The following is a 15,207-nucleotide window of genomic DNA, read 5'->3' as shown; positions in this document are numbered from 1 at the left end:
TGCGGGAGGACCAACGATGATCGAGCACCACCGGGACGCGCTCGCACCGCCCCCGCGAACCACGTCGTCGCCGGAATCGGTCGTCGCGCTGATCGACGCCACGTCCCCGGTGGAACGCGAACTCGTCGGCAAGTGGCTGGCAGAGGGCGGACTCGCCCGCGAACTCGGCCGCGACGCGCCCGTCACCCAACTCGACCTCGACGCCGACGCCATCGGCGACCGCCTGGTCCGCCGCCGCGACGACCCGCTCGTGGTGCCGATCCGGGTGGTATGGCTCCCACCGGAACGCGACGGCGTCCGCCGCATCACCTTCGCGGACCTGGCGATGCTCACCAACCCCCGCCACCCCAACCGCTTCGTCCAGCGCCGCCTGGTGCGCACCGCGCCCGACCGCCAAGTCGTCCTCACCGGCGCGCCCGCACTGCTCAGCGAACTTCGAGCCAACAACCCCGAAGCCTCCGCGATGCTGTCGGCGGGCTCGACCGACCCGTTCGCCCGCGCCATCGTGCGCGCGGCCGTGTTCGCCCTCGAACGCGCCGAGCGCACCATCATCGGCGACCGGTACAAGGTGCCCAAACTGGTCACCGAGGAGATCCTCGACTCCCCCGAATTCCTGCGCCGACTCGAACTGATCGCCGACCGGATCGACATCGACCCCCAGGAGGTCTACCGGCGGGCCGAGAAATGCCTCGACGAACTGGTCGCCGCGCAGTCGCGCCTGGTCTCGGACCTGTTCACCCAGGCCATGCGCCCGGTGCACGCCTCCACCTGGAAAGTCGACATCGAGGAATCCGGTCTGGACGCGCTGCGCAAACTCAACCGCCGCTACCCGCTGGTCTTCCTGCCCTCGCACCGCTCCTACGTCGACGCCTTCGTCCTCGGTGACGTGCTGGCCCGCAACGACTTCCCGCCCAACCACGTCATCGGCGGCGCGAACCTGAGCTTCTGGCCGATGGGCCCCATCGCCCGCCGCACCGGCACGGTCTTCATCCGCCGCAGCTTCGGCGACGACGAGGTCTACAAAGCCGTCGTCGAGGAGTACTTCGCCTACTTGCTGGCCAAACGCTTCAACCTGGAGTGGTACTTCGAGGGCGGACGCACCCGCACCGGCAAACTCCGGCCGCCGCGCTACGGCCTGCTCAACTTCCTCGCCTCGGCCGTGCGCGCGGACCGGGTGGACGACGTCATGCTGGTCCCGGTCTCGATCACCTACGAGCGGCTCAACGAACTCGGCGCCATCGCCACCGAACAGGTCGGCGGCAAGAAGAAGCCGGAAGGACTGGGGTGGCTGGCCCGCTACGTGCGCAGCCAGCAGCATTCGGCGGGCCACGTCTACGTCCGCTTCGGCGCGGCGCTGTCCGCGCGCGAAAGACTGGCCGCGCACGGCGATCCGATGACCGCACCCCCGGTGATGATCCCGCTGCACCGCACCGACGAGGCGCGCGTGGAAGCGGTCGCCACCTCCACCGACGCCGACACCGCCGGACTCGAACGCCGCGCCGTGCAACGACTGGCCTTCGAGATCGCCGTCGGCATCAACGACGTCACCCCGATCACCGTCAACGCGCTGGCCACCCTGGCCCTGCTGGGCGTGCACGCCCGCGCGTTGACCATCGGCGAGGTGCGCGCGCTGTTGGCCCCCGTCCTCGGCTACATCGACAAGCGCGGACTGCCCAGCGGCGAATTGGCCGCCCTACGCGACGAACACAGCCTCGCGGTGGTCCTGGAACAGCTGTCGCTGGCCAAGGTGGTCACCGTCTACCGGGGCGGACTCGAACCGGTCTACTCCATCGAGGCGGGCGCGCACCTCGAGGCCGCGTTCTACCGCAACAGCGCCGTGCACTGGTTCATCAACCGGGCGATCCTGGAACTGTCGATCCTGGCGGCCGTCGAGTCCCCCGGCACCGATCAGCTCAGCACCGGATGGGAGGAGGCCTACCGCCTGCGCGACCTGCTCAAGTTCGACTTCTTCTTCCCCGAGCGCACCGAATTCGCCGCGCAGATGACCGCCGAGATGCTGCTGGTCGACCCCGACTGGCACTCGCACACCCCCCTGGACACCTTCGGCAGCGACGTCCTGGCGAAACTGACCGGCTCCGGCTTCATGATGGCCCACCGCGTGCTGCGCTCGTTCATGGACGCGCAATTGGTGGTGGCCGAACGGTTGGCCGCCCGCGATCCCTCGATCGAAGTGGTGCGCAAGGAGTTCCTGGAGGAATGCGTCGCCGTCGGCAGGCAGATGCTGTTGCAGCAGCGACTGCACAGTCCCGAATCGGTGTCCACCGAACTGTTCACCAGCGCGCTCAAACTCGCGGGCAACCACGGACTGCTCGACCCCGTCGACCCGGACTCCCCCGAGGATCGCGCCGAATCCACCCGCCGCCGCACGGCCTTCGCCGAGGAACTGCGGGTCCTCGGCGTGCGGATCTCGCGCGCGGCCACCCTCGACCCGTCCAATCGGCTGGAAGGCGACTGATGAGCGAGGCCGCCCGGGACACCGAACTGTCCGCCCCCGGTGATCTCGCCGCGCTGCTCACCGCGATCCGCACCGGCCCCACCGGCCCGTCGATCGGCGCGTTCTTCGAGTTCGCGGGCGTGGTCACCGACGGCCTCGGGAAAGCGCCCCGCCGCATCGACGACCCGGCCGCCGCGCTGCGCGTCGACTTGGGAGCCGAGGCGACCGACACGGAATTCGACCGCCGCCTCGACTCCGTCACCCGCGCGTTCGCCGGCCAGGCCCCCGCCGACCTGGACCGCCTGGCCACCGCGCACTTCCGGCGCGAGAGCTACGGACACCTCTACCCGGAGGCGTGGCGACTGATCGCCGCGCACCGCGCCGCGGGCCACACGGTCGTCCTGGTCAGCCCGCTCACCGAATTCCAACTCCGCCCCGCCGCCGCCGAACTCGGCGTCACCCACCTCCTCGCCACCCGACTGGCCGTCACCGGCGGCGATCCGCCCGACACGGCCACCGACCTTCCGTCCAGCGCGGGCGAGGGCGTCCCCACGGCAGCGGGCGACGGGGTTCTGACCGGAGCGGTCGTGGGTGAACCGCCGCGCGGCGAGGCGGCGGCGGAGGCGGTGCGCGCCTTCGCCGCCCGGCACGGCATCGACCTCGCGCGCAGCCACGCCTACGCCGCCGGATCGCGGGACCTGCCCCTGCTCGAGGCGGTCGGTCACCCGGTGGCGGTGAACCCGAGCGCCGAACTGGCCGCCACCGCCGTCGCCAACCGTTGGCCCGCACCCGAGTTCCGCCCGCGCCCCGCGCAGTCCCCCGCGAACGTGGCGCGCACCGTGCTCGCCCTGCTCGCCTTGCTCGCGGGCGCGGTGGCAGGCGTGGTGTCGCGCGCGCACACCCGCGATCGACGCGCGATGGCCGACGCGCTGATGACCTACGCCGCGCGCCTCACGCTGCGGGTGGTCGGCGCGCGGGTGCGGGTGGTCGGCGCGCGGCATGCCCGCGCACCGCGACCGGCGGTGTTCCTGTTCAACCACCAGAGCCAGTTCGACGTCATCATCATGCCGAAGGTGCTCGACGGCGGGGTCACCGCGATCGCGAAGAAGGAACTGACCCGCAACCCGATCTTCGGTCCGCTCATGCGCTTCGTCGGCGTCACCTTCATCGACCGCTCCGACAGCGCGGGCACCCGCGCCCAACTGGCGCCCGTGGTCGAGACCTTGCACAGCGGACTGTCACTGGCGGTCGCGCCCGAGGGCACCCGCTCCTACACCCCCGCGGTCGGGCCGTTCAAGAAGGGCGCGTTCCACATCGCCCGGCAGGCCGGTGTGCCGATCATCCCGGTGGTGATCCGCAACGCGGGCGAGATCGCCTGGCGCAACTCCATGATCGCGCGTCCCGGCACGGTGGACGTCGCGGTGCTCGCCCCGATCGACGTGTCCGCCTGGGATCCGGCCGACCTGGACGCCGAGGTCGAGAAGGTCCGACAGCTCTACCTGGACACACTGCTGGACTGGCCGAAATCCGCCGATCACCCTGAGTGACAGGCACCACGCGGCGAGCGGGCTTGACCTCGAGGAACGTTGAGGTATCACCATGGATTCCGACGCCGTTCCGACGCCCATACCAGGAGAAAACGCCATGTCCGTCGCCCAGACCGCACCGCGAACCCTGCCCATCCCCGCCCTGAGCCGTCCCGTCGCCGTCCTCGGCGCGGTCCTCGGCGCCTTGGTGGTCAACCTCGTCATCTGGTTGATCGGCACCGCCGCGGGCGGCGATTTCAGCACCGTCGACAACGGTGAGACCATGTCCGTCGCCCCCGGCGGCGTCATCATCCTGTCCATCGTGCCGCTGCTCATCGGACTCACCGCCGCCGCGCTGATCTCTTACCGCTGGGTGGGTGTGCTGCGGGTGGCCGCCATCGTCGGGTCGATCCTGGCGCTGGGCACCATCTACCTCACCATCGCGGCCGACTTCGACACCGCCTCCACCATCGCGCTGTCGCTGATGCACGTCGCGCTGGTTCCGTTCATCGTGCTGGCCACCGAGGCCATCCGACTGCGGATCAGCGCCCGCTGAACGACGGCGAGGGGTCGCCGTCCCGACCGGGACGGCGACCCCTCGTCACGTTCGAAGGCCGACTCAGACCGAGCGGCCGAACAGCAGTTTCCACGGCATGAGCGCCGACTCCAACTGCACCTTCAGACTCATCTTCGACGCGCCGAGGGTGCGTTCCTCGAAACGGATCGGCACCTCGGCGATGCGGATGCCCTGCTTGACCGTCCGGTAGTTCATCTCCACCTGGAAGGAGTAGCCGTTGCTGCGGATCGAGGCCACGTCGATCGCGCGCAGCGTGTCGGCCTTCCACGCCTTGAACCCGGCGGTCGCGTCCTTGACGCCCAGACGCAGGATCAGGTTGACGTAGAAGTTCGCCCAGGCCGAGAGGGCCTTGCGGTACCACTTCCACTCCTCGGCCGTCGAACCGCCGGGAACGTAGCGCGAACCGAGCACCACACCGGCGTCGGTCCCGCTCAGCGTCTCCAGCATCGCCGGGATGACCTCGGCGGGATGGGACAGGTCGGCGTCCATCTGGATGACGACGTCCGCGCCCTCCTCCAGCGCCCGCGTGATGCCCGCGATGTAGGCGCGGCCCAGGCCGTCCTTCTCGGTGCGGTGCAGCACGCCGACGACGGTGGGCAGTTCGGCGGCCAACTTGTCGGCGACCTCGCCCGTGCCGTCCGGCGAATTGTCGTCGACGACGAGAACGTGCAGGTCGGGCACAGCCAGCGCCGTCAGCCGCTCCACCGCAACCGGCAGATTGTCCCGCTCGTTGTAGGTCGGCACAACAACGGTAACCCTCAAGGGTCGCCCTCCCTGCTCACCAGGTCCAGCCCGCGGCCCGCGCCGGACCACCGAGCGTGTCGGTCGATTTCGGAGCAACCCTAGTCGACGGACCTGACGGCCACCTGAGGGGTATTACGCAGGGTGTTCAGTCACCGTCTCGCCAGGACCGGTCCTCGGCGTCCTGGCGCTCGTTGCGCGCCTTGACGATGTCGAGGGCGCGCTCGGCCGTGGCCCGGTCCGGGTAGGGACCCATCCGGTCCCGGAACCAGCACTGACGGCCCTGTTCGGCCCGCTGGTGCTTCAAGCAGTAGTACCACTTTTCCGCCATGGGCCCAGCATTCCACCGTTGTCCGGACCGTACCGGGATTTCTCCGCGATCCGGGTCACAGGCCGCGCCGCCGTCCTCTCCCGGACAGGATGTCCGAATTCACTGTCCCGTCTCGGACAAATTCCGGGGCCGGGGTCGGGGACGCCGCCGAGAAAACCGATTGGTTTCTTCCGGCGGGCCCGCAGGGAAATCCAACCGGGACCGTACGCGAAACTCACGATCAGATAGATGACGAGTCATGTTTCGCCCCTTCGGGTTTCACGCACTCGATGGTAGACCTACTCGGCCGCAACAGATTTGCGACACACCACGACCCCTCCTCGCGCCCGCCCCGACGCAATCACGCACGGAGGCCGGGCATCTCGCGCGGCGCGCACCGCCGCGACCAGCGAACTCACCGCCGCGCCCCGGTGACGATCACACCGGCGACGCCCGGCGGCCGCAACCCCGCCCGGTACCTCGACGTACCGCCGTTCCGACCCCTTCGGCAACCCCTCCGGAAGGGGTGCGGAGGATATCCACCACCGAGTGCACAGCTAACGCACGCGGATGCCGCGAATCCACGAACCCGCACCTTTTCCGCGAGCGCGACGCAGGGGCGAACAACGAATACGCGTACGGATATCCGGCAACAGCAATTCTTCGCGGATGCTGCGACGCGGATAAAGAAACCAAGATCCGTGAACTGCCGAATATTCGACACCGGGCTCCGCCGATGGCCACGATTACATACCCGACGAAGGTCGCCGAGGTAATCCCGATACTCCCGCTCGGCACAAGCCCCTGAAACAATGGACAGAAATGCCCCCCCGTCCCGAGGCGGCGCCACGAAAAAGCCCGGTCGGTTCGGCAATCCACCATCGAACACATGATCGGAAAGCCCGCGACGGCGGGCGAAAGCAGAAATGCCGGTCCCCGGTGGAGGCCGACGAAACGTCCCGATCCGACGCCCTGGACCGAGCACTCCGGGCGGACCAGCACCGGCGAGACTCGACGCCATCTGCGAGCGGGGTTCCGACGCTTCGGCCGGTCGCCCCCGGCACCAGCCCGCAGCGGCGAGCATCGACGCCGCTTACGAGCAGGTTCCTGCACTTCGACAGAGGGCAGTTGGCACGGGCTTGCTGAGGCGAGGGCCGACGCGGCCCCGCGAGCAGCCTTCGACGATTCGGCCGTGGCACAACCGGCGCGGACCAGCAGCGGCAAGCGTCGACGCCACTGCGCGCGGGGTTCCGACGCTCCGGCCGGTGCACACCTGGCTCGGGCCGGCGGCGGCGAGCGTCGATCCCGCCTGCCAGCGGGGTTCCGAGGATTCGACCGGGCGCGGGCCGGCGTTAGACGAGCCCCGACGGCACAGCCAGGCGCACAGGGCGCGGGTGGGCAGTGAGCGATCGCCGACGCTGCCGCGCCCGAGGGACACCAGCAGCCGCACCAGGCAAGCCAAACGGAATGCCGCAAGGGAGGCACCGTACCGTGTCCGGGAACGAAAACGACCCCCGCACAACATATCCGCGCGAGGGTCGTAATTTATCCGGTGGCCAGGGCCGGGATCGAACCGGCGACCTTCCGCTTTTCAGGCCGGGCCATAACTACTGGTCAGGTGTCATTTTTAGGCTGTCGTGCACCCTGCATGCCCCACCGGATTTCAGTGCTTCACGACGATTGTTCGAGGCAGCCCGGTGGCATCACCTCGGGCAGCGAGTTTGCTCAATTCTGCGGCTACCTCTTTGTCTCGGCCGTCGACCGCGTGCAGGTACCGGGAGGCGGCCGCATTCGAGGAATGACCGAGCCGCTTTTTCAGGTCCGCGAGGGTGGCACCGGTCGCAGCCGCCAAGGTCTGGCCAGTGTGGCGCAGGTCGTGAAATGTGACCTTCACGCCGACCCGGTCCCGGGCACGGACGAATGCCTGGTAAGCAGCGTTGCCCCGCATCCGCCGACCGTCACGGCCGACGAACAGCCATTCCTCCCCCGCCCATTCCTCGAGGTGCGCCACCAGGTACGGCTTGAGGTGCGGCGGGATCGACACCGGCCGCTTGCCGGCATCCGTCTTCGGGTCCTTGTCGAACGCCTGTTTCGACTCCAGCAGCTCTACCCGGTTGCGCCGTACGTAGACCTCGTTCGCGTCGAGGTCGAGGTCAGTCGTGGCAAGACCGATGATCTCTCCCCGCCGGAGCCCGCACCATGCCGCCAGCAGCACTGCAGCCCGGTATCGAGGCGTGATCGCTTGGACCAGTTCCGCCACTTCGGCCGGCGTCGCGATCGGCCGCTCTTTGGCTCGGTCCGATCCGGCGCCCTTGATGTTGCACGGGTTGACCGCGATCGCATTATCGCGGATAGCCGAGTTCATCACGGCCCGCAGGAATCGGTACGACTGAGCAATCGAGGTCTTGCCGCCGGGGCCCTTCAGCGCGTCCGAATGCCACTTCCGAACCGCCGGACCCGTGATCGCGATCAGCGGCTTGTCCAGGAGTTCCGTCATGTGCAGGCGCATATTGCGCCGGCATGTCTCTTCCCATCTCGGCCCCACGTCGGAGTTGTGCTCGAGGTACGCAGATGCGTAGTCCCGGAACAACATCAGCCCGAGTTCCTCATCCAGCCAGGTCCCACGGCTGATCTTGGCCTCAGCCTGCGACAACCACCGATCCGCATCCGTCTTCGTCCGGAACGTAGTCGGAGCGTTCTGCCGCTTCCCGGACGGCGCGAGGAACGATGCCTGCCACCGCCCCGACGGCAGCTTCCGCACTTTGCCGAACCGTCTACGCCCCATCAGGCAGCCTTGCCCTCGGTCCAACGGAACTGGACGGGTTCGACGCGTCCGGCCTGGGCGAAGGCTTCCAGGTCAGCGGCTTTGAACCGGACGTGGTTGCCGACCTTGTAGAACACTACCCGGCGTTCGGCGACGATCCGGCGGATGAACCGGACCCCGGTACCGAGGTACTCGGCCGCCTGGTCGACGGTGAGGTATTCGGCGTTGTTACTCATCTGGGTTACCCCCTTCTATGCTGCGGTTTCGTGGGTTGCTGAACAGTTCTGCCCTGGCGGGTCGGGTAGGCCGACACCGAGGGCGTTGAGGTATTGGACTCGCCAGCGGGAGCGTTGCGCGACGGCGGACATGATCAGGTGCTCACGTGGTGGGGCCGACGAGTCGCCAGGCCGTACCGGGGTGATCCGCAACTGTTCGAGTTGCGGGCGTTCGATACCGGCGTCGGCGAGGAGTTGCTGAACGAACGCGAACCGTTCCGCCTTGTGATCGGGCAGCGTCTTACCCGTCCACCACCGCGAGACCAGGACCCGCCGACCCGGCAGGCCGAGGAAATCCCGCTTGTGCGCCTTCGACCGGCACACACCCGGCCGGGTCTTCTCCGTCGCGCCCTTCGGGACGATGCCGTACCGGAACCACACCGGGCACCGCGGGGAACACGGCGTCCGGCACAGTTCGGCGTGCAACCGGTCGTAATGGGCGGCCGTGGAGGCCGGCACGTCGTCGGTGTCGAGGACTTCGGCGACGCTCTTGGTGAGGTACTTCGTCAAGTACCCGACCCGCCGGGCAGCGTCGCGGGTGCCGCCGAGGACGCCCTTGATATCGACCTGCGACCCGAACCGGGTCACATGCGCAGGTTCCAACTCATCAACGGAATCCATCACTGCTTGCGCCTGCGCCCAGGTGGTGACCGGTTCCCCGGTGCCGGGGTCAATGAACGCCCGCAGCTCGTAGTCCCACTCGGGCAGGTAGGGCCGGTCGTCGGTGCCGTAGACCTCGGTGTCGTGGTGGGGCCACCAGATTTGTTTGTAGGTGGCGGCGGTGACTTGGCGTAGCACCTCCCGCGAGACCGATCCCCGGATCGCGATGTGCAGGTGTGGGGCACCGCGCTTCTGCGGTTCCACGGTGGCGAAGTACTGCACGTTCCAGCCCACTACCCGGCGCAGGTTCTGCACCCACCGGTCGAACAGGGCAGCGAAGTGCACGATGTCGCGGGCGGCCTGGCGGTAGTTGTAGCCGTCGGGGTCGACCGCGCCACCCTCCCGGACACGGCCATAGCTCGGGAGGGTGAGGGTCACGAACATGCCGGGCCGATACTTCCCGGCATACACCTGCCCCACCGTCCGCTTCTCCACCTTCCGCCGAGGCAGGTCCGGGGAATCGTCACGCCGCCGAGTGGACTTCCCCGGCCGGCCCTTCTTCTCCGCATCCAACGCGGGCAGCCGACCACGTAGGCCGGTGTCTTTCAGCTCCGCATCCAGATCGGCCACCACATCCGCGAACCCCTGCGCAGTCTCAGGATCACCGGCGCGCGTGGCCTCCCAGTACTGTTCGGCCATATCCGCCCGCGCGGTCAGCAGCTCCTTCTGATGCTCGGTCGGTTCGGTCTTGGCCGGCATCGGCTCACGCTCGAGATGCCACCCGTCGTTACACTGCGTCGCCCGCAGCTGCTGCGCCGCCTTCGCACACGACGGACACGTGGACTCGACGGTGCACTTGCACGGGGTGCCCAGATACGACACCTGCCCGGTCTCGGGGTTGAACGCCCGCATCCCCACCGGCCGCGAGCACACGCCGAACTTCTCGGCCGTGGCCTGGGCGAGTTCGATCATGTTGGGCATGGCCCGACGTTCGGCGGCGGTCAGCCGCTCCGGAGCCGCCATCAAAACCACACGTCCGATCCATCTCCCTCCCACAACGGCGCCTCAGCAGCCCGCCGGTCGAACTCACGCCCCCGCGTATTCGCCGCATCCCGAACCGCTTGCCGGTACTCACCGCGCTCTGTATCACCGCCTGCCGGAGCCGAACACGCCCCGCAGAGCATCACAGCGTCTTCCCGTTCCTTCTCCAGAACCAGCACCGTCACACCCCCGCGTACACGCGGCGACCATCAGCAGTCGTCACGAACGGAGCCGAAGCACCCGACGACACCACCCGCGAACGATTCCGCTTCGGAGGCGTGCACATCGCCACCACCTTCGCCGCCGCCACAGCATCCGCCGACCGGGCCGAATCACCCTCGATCACCCCATCGATGCAGGACCGGCACAGCTCCACCTCACCGAGCACCGTCGACCCGTCACACTCCGGGCAGACCTCCCACACAACAGCCGCGTGCAGCGCAACACAGCGCGCCGAATCACAGTGCCGCTCAAGGCAATACCGACACACACCCGCGTAGTTCACGCGAGCCGGACGGACGTCAACGGGAATTGATGCGAACTGAGTTGCCATGACCGGGCCTCTTCTCTGGAATGACTTGCCCTCTACTTGCCCCTAGGCTCCCTAGGTAGCTTCAAATCTACAGGACCACCCTAGGGAGGTCAATAGCTACCTGGCCCGCCTAGGGAATAGGGCTTAAGCTGGGCGAATGGAAACCATCGACCCCGACGATCCCCGGCCGGCATCGCAACAGATCGCCAACCTGCTCCGGGCTGCGATCCTCACCCGGAAGTTCGCCCCCGGCGAGAAGCTGCCGTCCGGGCCGCAATTGGTGGAGCGGTTCGGTGTGGCTAAGGCCACCGCCGAGGCAGCGATTCGCGCCCTTCGCGAGGAAGGGTTGGTCGTCACCCGCCCTGGAAGCGGCACATACGTTCGCGAGCGGACTGAGCGGCCCGTTGGCCTCCGGCCGCACATCGAACAAGCGTTTGAGTCGCCGAGTATCACGGTCGACTTCGCTGGATTCTCCGGTGAGACTCTGCACGGTGCGATAGCCGAACCACTCGACCGCATCCGAGAAGGCCGGCTACGCCCCGAGAGCCTCTCGATCCGTCTTCTCGTCCCCGACAGCTCTCGTCCGTGGAGCCTCCCCGCTACCGTGGCGAACCTCGAGGACAGCCCAGCCTTCCGCAAGCGTGCGACGAAGATCATGGACCGGCACGGCGGTGCCATCGTTGATTCCGTTTCCGAGCTGTCTCGGTTGGGCCTGGTCGCGAATGCCTCTGCCGAGATTCGAACCTACCCGGCTGTGCCGCTGTTCAAGCTCTACATCCTCAACGGCGAACAGGCATTCTCCGGCTACTACCCGGTCCGGGAACACGTCGTACCTCTCAACGGTGAAGAGGTGCCCATGTGGGACCTGATGGGCAAAGACGCCACGCTGTTCCACCACGCTCGCGACGTAGACCCAGACTCGACACCTTCCCAGTTCGTCGCACAGTCTCAGATGTGGTTCGACAGCATCTGGACGACCGTCGCCCGGAAGTACGAACCGTGACCGGCACTCTTCGGAAGCTGGTCGCCGCCCGGCCCCTCCTGCTACTCGACTTCGACGGCCCTGTCTGTTCTGTCTTCGCCGGACTGTCGAGCCGGGAAGTAGCCCGCCAGCTCAGCGATGCACTGGGCGCCGAACTTCCATCCGACCTCAGCGCCACGGCCGACCCATTCGAAATCCTCCAGTACGCCGCGGAAGTCTCGCCCGCTACTGCCGTAAGTACCGAACGTGAGTTGACCCGTCTCGAGGTCCGTGCTGTTGCCGTTGCCGACCCGACACCGCACGCTCACGAGGTGATCCGAGCCGGAGGCAAGCGCCACCGAGTCGCTGTCGTCAGCAACAACTCTGTTGCTGCGATCGACGCATATCTCCGTGCGCATGACCTCCGGGAGCAGGTTGCCGGCATCTTCGCCAGAACGTCGGCAGCGACGGCGCTCAAGCCTGCACCTGATCTACTCTGCGCCGCCCTCGAAGAACTCGGGTTCCAGCCCGACCAAGCCACGTTCACCGGTGATTCGATCACTGACCTCCAGGCGGCCAACGCCGCGACCATCCCGGCAATCGGCTTCGCGAACAAGCCCGGCAAGGCTGAGCGATTCGCCGACTACCAGCCAGCGGCCACCATCACCGGGATGTCCGAGCTATCCGATGCTCTCTGCGCTGATTCATTCACGGCTTGAGCCGTTCACTGCGCCCGGCCCGTTGTGCGTGTTGTTGCTGAATTTCGCCATATAGGATCAAGAGCGCGGCGCGCACAGCGCGCCGCGCCGCGCTACGAACGCACGGACGGGCGCTTCGTCGTACCTCCTCAGCGCCCGGAGCGGCGGCGCGTCGCGGCACACTGCCCGCACCGCGCGTGATCCATCTGGCCGCCTTAGCAACAACAGCACAGTGCTGGGCACGCTGCCGGCCGTCCCCGACTTACCTCCCGCAGTCGATCACGAATCCGCCGGCACCCAGCCCAGTCGACCGCTCGCGGCAACTCCCGATCAGCCACTACCAAGGGATGTTCCGGTTTCGAGCCGCGGAATGAGGCGCGACCTCCGGCCGCGTGGCCCTGGTTGATGGTGGCCTGCAGTGTGTTCCCGCGCCCCTCCAGCGTCAAGGGCGCCTACGGCGTCACTCCGTGATGAGCTTCGCTCCCCCTTGACCCCGGAGCCTCTACGCGAGAAGGGCAGGCCCTACGGGGCAGGCGGGGAAGCCAGCCCCCGGAGTGCGCAGGCCACCACCAACCAGGGCCAGGCCGTGCACCCCGCGTGCACCAAGCGCCGGTTTCGGGCGGTCAATCACGGTAAGGATCGTCACATACCCGTTCGGGGTGCAGACGCGAAAAAGCCCCCCGACCTGGTATTTGTCGGAGGGCTTTTGGTGGCCAGGGCCGGGATCGAACCGGCGACCTTCCGCTTTTCAGGCGGACGCTCGTACCAACTGAGCTACCTGGCCGCAGGCACCCGTTCTGAATGCCATACGCGAAGCGCCGGATCTCTCCGGCGCTTATCTGCGACCCTGACGGGACTCGAACCCGCGACCTCCGCCGTGACAGGGCGGCGCGCTAACCAACTGCGCCACAGGGCCTTGCGTGCTACCAACGATCCTGAGACCGTACCCCCTACGGGATTCGAACCCGCGCTACCGCCTTGAAAGGGCGGCGTCCTAGGCCGCTAGACGAAGGGGGCTCGCCCCGGATTTCTCCGGACCGGCTTCAACGGTGTTCCGTTGGGAGCTCGCATAGCTTATGACAGCTTCCCCGAGCTTTCCAAATCGGCTGGTCAGAGCCCCGAATGGCTACAAGACCAATCCGAGCTCCTCGAGTCTCGCCGCGGTCCGCCAGCCGTCGGCGCGGAAGCGATCGGCCCACTCGGGCGTGGCCATGGATTCGATCACCACCTCGAGGGCCTCCCGGAACCGCGAGCGCAGATCCACCGTGCCGCCCAACAGGTCCACCATGTAGCGCTGTCCGGCCAGCGCGGCCGTCAGCGTGCGGGTGAACCGATCGGGATCGGCATCGGGGCGCAACTGCCCGTGCTCGATCGCCCGCACGGCCAGGACCCTGGTCGCGCGGCCGAGTATCCGGCCGCCGCCCGCCTGGACGTCGCGGTAGAAGTCCGGCTCGATGATCAGCCGGTACTCCGCCTGCACGATGATGTCGTGCTCGAGACGCAGCGCCGTCTCGTCGACCATCCCGTGCAGGGTGTCGAGCGGTCCGAGATCGGTTCGCGCGAGCCATCGTTCGGCCGAGGAGCGGTAGCGTTCTACCGCCGTCTCCAGTACCGCGCGCGCCAGATCTTCCTTGGAATCGAAATGGAAGTACATCGCCCCCTTGGTGGCGCGCGACCCTTCCAATATGCGGTTGAGCGATGCAGCGGCATAGCCGCTCTTCCCGAACTCAACGGCGGCGGACCTGATGATCGCCGCGCGTGTCCGGCGGGCCCGCTCTTGCTGCCGTGCCATGCTCGAAACGCCTCCGAAGCCTACTCGTCGCCAAACGCACCCCCCGAAGGGAACGAACCCTTGGCGCGAAGTTATGAGTTTTATCAATACTTCAAACCGGGTTTTCGCCCAGTTTCAAACTTTCGGTACGAAAACTTGCGGGAATCCTGAAACACACCAGCTGGTACAATTCGTCTGCTCGGGTGCGCCGCAGGGGGTGCGCACCCGGGCATTACTTTTTCTTCAAGGATCGGCCTCCCACGGCGTCGAGTCCAGGGGTGCCACGATCGGCCGTACCGCTCGCGACACGTTCGGGCAGAACAACGATGAGCCGAATTCCGCGACCCGCGCACGTTTCACCGACGGCGCGGAATTCATCAAGTCGTCACCGTACCCGCAATCGTCTTCCGACATGCGGCAAACCGACGAGTCAGTCAGCCGATCCCGATCGATTTCCAATGCAGCAAACATCACGCAACAAGCGAGAGTGCTTGATCGATAATCGAATTGGGCGACTCCCGCGCGGCGGACATCAGGACAACAGCGTGTCCGCGGCCCGGACCGGGACGCCCCGTCCGGCAGGCGCGCACGATTCGCCGAGCGACGGACGGATCGCCCCCTGCGAGGCCGAAACCATTGCCGGACAACATCATTCGATGATATCGAGGGTTCGCGTCGCGAACGCGACCGGGGGAGGCGAGAACCGCACCGCCGCGCGGACATCCGGGACGACACGGTGTCACCGGCTCCACGAGGAGGCGGGTGAACGAACTCACGGGGCTCTGTACGACGCCGTACCGCCCCCGCCTGACGAGTGCCCCCTGTAGGACTCGAACCTACGACCTAGTGATTAAAAGTCACCAGCTCTACCAACTGAGCTAAAGGGGCTCGGCTGGACAGCCTACCCGACACCGCGCGCCGGACACGAATGCAGGGGACGAACCCCCGAGCCGCCC

General features: G+C 67.4%; 11 protein-coding genes and 4 tRNA genes. 5 read left to right on the top strand and 10 right to left on the bottom strand.

Annotated elements, in window-relative coordinates:
• The first annotated feature begins 16 nt into the window (after positions 1–16).
• The 3 genes from ON30_RS03355 (at position 17) to ON30_RS03345 (ending at position 4,537) form a co-directional block, all read left to right on the top strand.
• The gene (locus ON30_RS03355; protein ID WP_040704075.1) at positions 17–2,476 is read left to right on the top strand and encodes a glycerol-3-phosphate 1-O-acyltransferase; all 2,460 of its coding nucleotides are present in this window, start codon (positions 17–19) and stop codon (positions 2,474–2,476) included.
• Positions 2,476–4,002 carry a 1-acylglycerol-3-phosphate O-acyltransferase gene (locus ON30_RS03350; protein WP_051028886.1) on the top strand — a complete coding sequence of 509 codons (1,527 nt, stop codon included), beginning with the start codon at positions 2,476–2,478 and terminating at the stop codon, positions 4,000–4,002. The genes ON30_RS03355 and ON30_RS03350 overlap by 1 nt, the downstream gene beginning before the upstream one ends.
• A 97-nt stretch (positions 4,003–4,099) precedes the next feature.
• Positions 4,100–4,537 (top strand): DUF6069 family protein, encoded by a 438-nt coding sequence (locus tag ON30_RS03345; RefSeq protein ID WP_040704074.1) that lies wholly within the window; start codon positions 4,100–4,102, stop codon positions 4,535–4,537.
• Between the two features lie 63 nt (positions 4,538–4,600).
• Here the strand turns inward: ON30_RS03345 and ON30_RS03340 are convergent, their stop codons facing one another.
• The 5 genes from ON30_RS03340 to ON30_RS03320 all read right to left on the bottom strand — a co-directional run bounded on the left by ON30_RS03340 (position 4,601) and on the right by ON30_RS03320 (position 10,271).
• Entirely contained in the window at positions 4,601–5,320 is a 720-nt protein-coding gene (locus tag ON30_RS03340; protein WP_281004710.1) for a polyprenol monophosphomannose synthase, read from the bottom strand.
• A 127-nt stretch (positions 5,321–5,447) separates the two neighbouring features.
• Positions 5,448–5,630: an SPOR domain-containing protein gene (locus ON30_RS03335; protein ID WP_040704072.1), complete on the bottom strand. Its 183-nt coding sequence runs from the start codon at positions 5,628–5,630 to the stop codon at positions 5,448–5,450.
• 1,642 nt (positions 5,631–7,272) lie between these two features.
• Positions 7,273–8,394 carry a tyrosine-type recombinase/integrase gene (locus ON30_RS03330; RefSeq protein WP_040704071.1) on the bottom strand — a complete coding sequence of 374 codons (1,122 nt, stop codon included), beginning with the start codon at positions 8,392–8,394 and terminating at the stop codon, positions 7,273–7,275.
• The gene (locus ON30_RS03325) at positions 8,394–8,609 is read right to left on the bottom strand and encodes a helix-turn-helix domain-containing protein (protein ID WP_040704070.1); all 216 of its coding nucleotides are present in this window, start codon (positions 8,607–8,609) and stop codon (positions 8,394–8,396) included. The genes ON30_RS03330 and ON30_RS03325 overlap by 1 nt, the downstream gene beginning before the upstream one ends.
• Positions 8,610–8,624: 15 nt before the next feature.
• On the bottom strand, positions 8,625–10,271 hold the full coding sequence (locus ON30_RS03320; protein ID WP_051028885.1) for a replication initiator: 1,647 nt from the start codon (positions 10,269–10,271) through the stop codon (positions 8,625–8,627).
• A gap of 707 nt (positions 10,272–10,978) precedes the next feature.
• On the opposite strand from ON30_RS03320, the gene ON30_RS03315 reads away from it, so the two are divergent.
• Together ON30_RS03315 and ON30_RS03310 are read left to right on the top strand one after the other, a co-directional pair.
• Positions 10,979–11,824, top strand: coding sequence for a GntR family transcriptional regulator (locus ON30_RS03315; protein WP_051028884.1), 846 nt, complete (start codon positions 10,979–10,981; stop codon positions 11,822–11,824).
• Positions 11,821–12,501, top strand: a complete 681-nt coding sequence (locus ON30_RS03310) for an HAD family hydrolase (protein ID WP_051028883.1) — start codon at positions 11,821–11,823, stop codon at positions 12,499–12,501. Before ON30_RS03315 ends, ON30_RS03310 begins: the two co-directional genes overlap by 4 nt.
• 686 nt (positions 12,502–13,187) lie before the next feature.
• Here the strand turns inward: ON30_RS03310 and ON30_RS03305 are convergent.
• From ON30_RS03305 to ON30_RS03285, 5 genes are all read right to left on the bottom strand, one after another.
• Positions 13,188–13,264: transfer RNA gene (locus ON30_RS03305), tRNA-Phe, on the bottom strand.
• Between the two features lie 58 nt (positions 13,265–13,322).
• Positions 13,323–13,396 (bottom strand) — tRNA-Asp (locus ON30_RS03300).
• A 28-nt stretch (positions 13,397–13,424) separates the two neighbouring features.
• Positions 13,425–13,497, bottom strand: a tRNA-Glu gene (locus ON30_RS03295).
• Between the two features lie 109 nt (positions 13,498–13,606).
• Entirely contained in the window at positions 13,607–14,272 is a 666-nt protein-coding gene (locus tag ON30_RS03290) for a TetR family transcriptional regulator (RefSeq protein ID WP_040704069.1), read from the bottom strand.
• A 794-nt stretch (positions 14,273–15,066) separates the two neighbouring features.
• A tRNA-Lys gene (locus ON30_RS03285) sits at positions 15,067–15,139 on the bottom strand.
• Positions 15,140–15,207 lie beyond the last annotated feature (68 nt).

It is taken from the genome of Nocardia takedensis NBRC 100417, from assembly GCF_000308695.1.
GTDB classification, from domain to species: Bacteria; Actinomycetota; Actinomycetes; order Mycobacteriales; family Mycobacteriaceae; genus Nocardia; species Nocardia takedensis.
This window is presented reverse-complemented; position numbering and strand designations above follow the sequence as displayed.